Annotated in this window: 6 protein-coding genes; 1 reads left to right on the top strand and 5 read right to left on the bottom strand. The window is 73.1% G+C overall.

Annotated elements, in window-relative coordinates; translation table 11 throughout:
- Both IRZ18_08240 and IRZ18_08235 read right to left on the bottom strand, forming a co-directional pair.
- On the bottom strand, nucleotides 1-1965 hold a 1965-nt coding region (locus IRZ18_08240; protein MBX5477091.1), incomplete at its 3' end, for a xanthine dehydrogenase family protein molybdopterin-binding subunit.
- Complete coding sequence (locus IRZ18_08235; protein MBX5477090.1) at nucleotides 1958-2485, bottom strand: (2Fe-2S)-binding protein; 528 nt, start codon at nucleotides 2483-2485, stop codon at nucleotides 1958-1960. The genes IRZ18_08235 and IRZ18_08240, both read right to left, overlap by 8 nt.
- A gap of 215 nt (nucleotides 2486-2700) precedes the next feature.
- Between IRZ18_08235 and IRZ18_08230 the strand changes: the two genes are divergently transcribed.
- On the top strand, nucleotides 2701-3048 hold the full coding sequence (locus IRZ18_08230; protein MBX5477089.1) for a hypothetical protein: 348 nt from the start codon (nucleotides 2701-2703) through the stop codon (nucleotides 3046-3048).
- Between the two features lie 9 nt (nucleotides 3049-3057).
- Here IRZ18_08230 and IRZ18_08225 read toward each other — a convergent pair whose 3' ends face one another.
- The 3 genes from IRZ18_08225 to IRZ18_08215 all read right to left on the bottom strand — a co-directional run bounded on the left by IRZ18_08225 (nucleotide 3058) and on the right by IRZ18_08215 (nucleotide 5393).
- Nucleotides 3058-3396: a hypothetical protein gene (locus tag IRZ18_08225; GenBank protein MBX5477088.1), complete on the bottom strand. Its 339-nt coding sequence runs from the start codon at nucleotides 3394-3396 to the stop codon at nucleotides 3058-3060.
- A gap of 78 nt (nucleotides 3397-3474) precedes the next feature.
- Nucleotides 3475-4347: a CDP-alcohol phosphatidyltransferase family protein gene (locus IRZ18_08220; protein ID MBX5477087.1), complete on the bottom strand. Its 873-nt coding sequence runs from the start codon at nucleotides 4345-4347 to the stop codon at nucleotides 3475-3477.
- Nucleotides 4344-5393, bottom strand: a complete 1050-nt coding sequence (locus IRZ18_08215) for a glycosyltransferase family 2 protein (GenBank protein MBX5477086.1) — start codon at nucleotides 5391-5393, stop codon at nucleotides 4344-4346. The genes IRZ18_08220 and IRZ18_08215 overlap by 4 nt, the downstream gene beginning before the upstream one ends.
- Between the last annotated feature and the right edge of the window lie 80 nt (nucleotides 5394-5473).

The raw sequence follows: 5473 nt of genomic DNA, 5'->3' as shown, positions 1-5473 counted from the left end.
CTCGTGCACGGCGAGGATCCGCTCCACCGCGACGCGCCCCGTCTGCACGTCCACGCTGACCTCCGCGAAGTGGACGGCGATGGAGATGGCCGCGAGGTCGGACGGGTTCGGGGCGCGCCCGCCGCGGCCGACGATGTTGATCGGGCCGATGTCGCGGAAGAAGTCGGCCACGCGCCGCTCGACCGCGCCGTCCGCGCCGGCGCCCTCGACGCGGAGCACGCCCTCCCGAAGCGTGACCCGCGACGGATCCACCTCGAAGAAGTCCGCCACGAGCTGCAGGAGCTGCTGTCGCGCGTCCGCCGCCGCGGCGCGCACGGCCGGCGCCATGGAGCTCGTCGTGCCGCTGCCGCCGGAGCCCGTGCCCCAAGGGGCCATGTCGGTGTCGCCGAAGCGCATGCGGATGTCGTCGAGCCGGTAACCGAGCTCCTCCGCCGCGACCATCGCGAGAGCGGTCTTCGTGCCCGTGCCGATGTCCTGCGTGGCGCTCGTCACCGTGGCGGTGCCGTCATGATGAAGCTGCACCCACGCGTACGCCGGCGGCCAGCCGGCCGATCCCCACATGCCGGCCGCCACGCCGACGCCGCGCACGACGAGCGGTTCCCCCCGCTCGCGGCGCCGCCAGAGCTCCGCCGGATCCGGCGGCTTGGGCCGGCCGCTCCAGCCGAAGGCCTTCGCGCCCACCTCGTACGCTTCGAGGAACGAGCTCTGCGCGTACCGTTTCCCGTCGCGCCGCGTCTCCGTGAAGTTGCGGCGACGCAGCTCCAGCGGGTCGAGGCCGAGCTGCTCGGCGAGCTCGTCGAGCGCGCTTTCCAGCGCGAACGCGCCCTCGGGGTACCCGGGCGCGCGGAACGAGGTCGAGGGCCCGCTGTTCGTGTAGACGCCGTACTCCACCGTGCGCACGTTCGGGCAGCGGTACTGGTCCCGGACGGGCCCGCCGACGGCGCCACCGGTGCCGCCGGCGCCCTGGATCTGGTAGCTGACGAGGTCGATCGCCGTGAGGGTGCCGTCGCGCCGCGCGCCGATGCGCAGCTTCTGCACCGTGGCCGGGCGGTTGCCGGTGGCCAGGTCCTCGTCACGCCGGTCCAGCACCAGCCGCACGGGCCGCCCCAGGATGCGCGCCGCGATCACGGCCAGGTGCGTGTGGCGGTGCGGCCCGAACTTGGCGCCGAAGCCGCCGCCCATGTACTCGCAGATCACGCGCACGTCCTCGTCCGGCAGGCCGTACGCCTGAGCCAGGCCCTTCCGCACGCCGCTGACGGACTGCGTCGACTCCCACACGGTGAGCCGGTCGCCTTCCCACATGGCGACGGTGCCGTGCGGCTCCAGCGCGTTGTGCAGCTCCACCTGGGTGGTGTAGGTGCGCTCGATGACCACGTCGGCCTCGGCCAAGCCCCGGTCCACGTCGCCGTAGGTCTTGACGACGGGCTGGCCGCCTTCGACGTTGCCGCGCTCCGTGACGGGCGGCGCCCCCTCCGCAAGCGCCTGTTCCCACGTGAGCACCGGCGGCAGGACCTCGTAATCGACCTCGATGAGGCGCAGCGCGTCATAGGCCGTCTCTTCCTCATCCGCGACGACGAGCGCCACTTCCTCGCCGGCGAAGCGGACCTCTTTCACAAGCGGTTTGGGGCCCTTCTTGAGAAGGCCGTCGGGGAGGGTATCGGCCGTGAGGACGAGGCGCACGCCGGGCAGCGCTTCCGCCCGGGACGTGTCGATGCGGCGCACCCGGGCGCGCGCGTGCGGGCTGCGCAGGACCTTGGCGAAGAGCATGCCGGGCAGGTAGACGTCGGCCGTGTAGCGCGCGGCGCCCGTGACGCGCGCGGCGCCGTCGACGCGCGGCTGTGGCCGGCCGACGAGTTGCAGTTCCGCATCCCGCCCCCAGCGGGGCAGGGCGTCCTCCTCGACGACGGTGATCTGCTCGCGAATGCGTCCTTCGTATTCGTATTGCGTCTTGACGATCCTAGGCACGGGCCTCGTCCTCCTCCGCCCGCAGCGCGGCGGCCGCGGCGCGCACGGCCTCCACGATGCGCGGGTATGCGCCGCACCGGCAGAGGTTTCCGGACATGGCGTCGCGGATCTCGTCCGCGGTCGGGTCCGGGCGCCGGTCCAGCAGCGCCTTCGCGCTCATGATCTGGCCCGGCGTGCAGTAGCCGCACTGGAACGCGTCGTGCTCCAGGAACGCCTGCTGGATGGGATGGAGCTGGCCGGGCCGGCTGAGCCCTTCGATGGTCTCGATGGTGGCCCCCTCGCACGAGACGGCCAGCGTGAGGCAGCTGTAGATGGCGCGGCCGTTCACGATGACGGTGCACGCGCCGCAGTTGCCGTGGTCGCATCCTTCCTTGGTGCCCGTGAGGCCGAGGTCGATCCTCAGCGCGTCAAGCAACGTGCGACGCGGCTCCACCCACACCTCGCGGAGCTCGCCGTTGACGGTGAACGTCACCGGGACCTTACGCGGGCGGCCGGTCCGTTCCACGGTCTGGATGGCCATGCGCCTACCCCCTTCGCGATCGATTCCATTCTACCGCGCGGCGGGGGCGCGGTCCTTCCGCGGGGGGAGGGGTGACGGCCCGCGCCGGTCACCCGATCCCGTGGAGGGCGGTGGACCGGCATATCGTGCAAGCGGCGGACATAAAAGAGACGGTATATTGGCATTTTAATTGACACTTCCGTGTGCATCCGCGTACGTTGGAGGTGGAGCTGGGCGTGGAGGGGGAACGGAACATGCCGCTTGAAACGCTGAGGGAGGAGATCCGCAGCGGGTTCGACCTCGACGAGCAGGTCACCCTGACTGAGCTGCGACAATCCGAATGGAGGGACAGGCTGGCCGCCAAGGGCAAGTTGCGAGTGGCGCACCGGCACGAGGTGGTGGGCGTCCTGCTGAGCCCCGAGGCCTGGCAGGCCTTGCAGCGTCTGGAAGAATACGTGGAACGGCTCGAGGAGCGACTCGAGCAACTTGAGATCGAGCGCATCTGGGTCCAGCGGCTCGACCATGAGCGGCAGCCCGCGGACGTGGAAGCGGGCAAGGCCCGGCTGTTGCTGCAGGAGGAGTGAAGGCTGCATTCAGCATCCGGACACCGGGCCAACAGCCTGTGGTTCCTTGAGGAAATCGCCAAAATGGATTTCCTGCTCATTCACGCGGGTGACTTGTCCCAGGATCTTCGCGATCTTGAGCGGGCATATCCCGACATCGACGCCCACTCGGTGGCCTTGGCGGCCATCCTTCACCATTTGAGGATCGTGCACACCCAGCGGCCGGGAAAGGATCTGACCGGCCGCTTGCAAGGCTGGCGCCGGCATGCCTTCCAGAGTCGGGCGAGTCGGCGGGCCAAGGCCGATCTGCGCATCGTGTACCGGCCAGCCGGAGACCGGACGGAAATCCTGGGAATCGGCCACCGTCATGAGCCGGCAGACATTGACTCGCGCATGGGACGACGTCCCGCCGGACGGCCTCCGCGCTGATCTTGTCCCCTGGCGGCCTCAACCGCGGGCCGCCCGCGAGAAGGCACGGTAGTGGCCGGCGAAGACCACGGCCGCCTTGGCGAGGTGCGCCAGGGTGAGCGCAGCGGCCGCGAGGCCGCCGGCGACGAAGGGCCACGCGCGGCCGGGCGCCATGGCGGAAAGCGCGACCAGCGTCAGCGCCGCGAGGGGCGTGGCGGCGTCGCTGAGCCAGCGGAAGGCGGCCAGGCGGCTGCCGGCGGGGGCATCCGGCGGCTCCCCTGCGCCGGTCCGGGACCCTTCGGTTTGCGCCGCCGCTGCCGCACCCGTCGCTCCCGTGGCCACACCGGCGACCTCCGCCTGCCGCCGGTGGCGCGCCTCCAGCGCGTGCAACCGCAGGGCGGCGGCCGCGTCGCCCACCGCCTTGGAAAGCACACCGGCGACGAAACCGGCCGTGGCCAGCGCCCACCGCGTCTCCCCGGGCAGCAGCCGGTCCGTCATCCAGAGCGCCCAGAGCAGCCCCGGATTCACCAGGTAGTGGCCCACGTGGTCGAGGTACACGCCGGCCGCGCTCGTGGCGCCGCGGCCGCGCGCGACCTCGCCGTCGACGGCGTCGAGGATGAGCCAGGCGTGCAGCAGCGCCGCGCCCAGGAGCCAAGCCAGCGGCGGCCGGCCGGCGAAGAGGGCGACGCCCGCCGTACCCACGAGGACCATGGCGGCCGTCACCTGGTTGGCCGTGACCCGCGTACGGCGCACGAGCCACCGGGAGATGCGGTGAGAGACGCGGCGCGAGACCAGCGGCCCGTACCACGACTCGCCCGGCGCGTCGACGATGCCTCGCTGGACCAGGGTGCGGAACCGCTCCCCTTCCCCGGGCGGGCCCCCCGCGGCACGACGACGTCCGGGGGCGCTCATGCGGCGCCACCCCTCCGCCACGGCACGGCCAGGCTGACGAGCGAGGCGACGCCCCGCGTGACGTGGAAGGCCGGGAACGCCAGGCAGAGCCCCGGGAAGAGGCGCACGTCTCCGGCGCGGCGCGCGCCGCCGGCGGCGGCTGCGAGCACGGCCGCCGCGTACGCGGCGAGCGCCGCCGCTCCCACCGCGCGGGCCGGGGGCCAGGCCAGCGCCGCGACGGCCGCGAGGAGGCCCGCGACGAACACGGGCGGCGCGAGGTGGCGCGGGCGGAAGGCGCCCCGGTGCAGGCGACGGGCGCGCACCGTCCAGAACCCGTCGCCCCAGGCCTTGGCCAGCAGCGCTCGCAGGGTCGGGCGCGCCGCGTACTCGACGACGATGTCCGGATCGAGCCAGAACCGCCCGCCGGCCGCGCGGATGCGGGCGTGCAACTCGAGGTCCTCGTTCCGCACCAGGCGCTCGTCAAGAAGGCCGACGCGGTCGAAGACCCACCGCCAGTACGCGGCGTAGGGCGCGGTGTCGGCCCATCCGGGCGCGCGGGCGCCGGCGCGGGCGCCGCGCACCCGCTCCCCGGCGCCCACGCGAAACGGCGAGTCCCCCACGCCAAACGGGTGGCTCAACACGACGGCGTTCACCCTTCCCCAGTACTCATGGCCGATCGTCCGCAACACGCCCCCCGCCGCCCACGCCTCCGGGCGCTCCGCCAGGGCCGCGAGGGAGCGCTCGAGAAAGTCCGGCGCCACGGCCGCATGCGCGTCCAGCCGCAGCACGACGGGCGCCCGCGCCGCCCGGATGCCGATGTTCCAACCGCTGGCGAGGATGCGCCGCGGGTTGTCGAGGACGCGCGCGGGCGGCCCGCCGTCGGCCGCGAACCGCTGCGCCCACCGCTCGGCCACCGCGTGGCTGCCGTCCTCGGACCGCCCGTCCACGACGATCAACTCCCATGCGTCCTTCGGCAGCGTCTGTTGCGCGAGGGTGCCCAGCAGCCGGTCGAGCGCCGCGGCCTCGTTCCGCACGACGACGAGCACGGACACGCGCGGCGCGCTCATCCGCGGCCCGCCCCCGCCCACGCGTCCGGGTCCGCGCGGCGCATCCCCCACACACCCGCCACGTACTGCAGCGCATCCAG

Source organism: Clostridia bacterium (assembly GCA_019683875.1).
Taxonomy (GTDB): domain Bacteria; phylum Bacillota; class Sulfobacillia; order RBS10-35; family Bu92; genus Bu92.
This window is presented reverse-complemented; position numbering and strand designations above follow the sequence as displayed.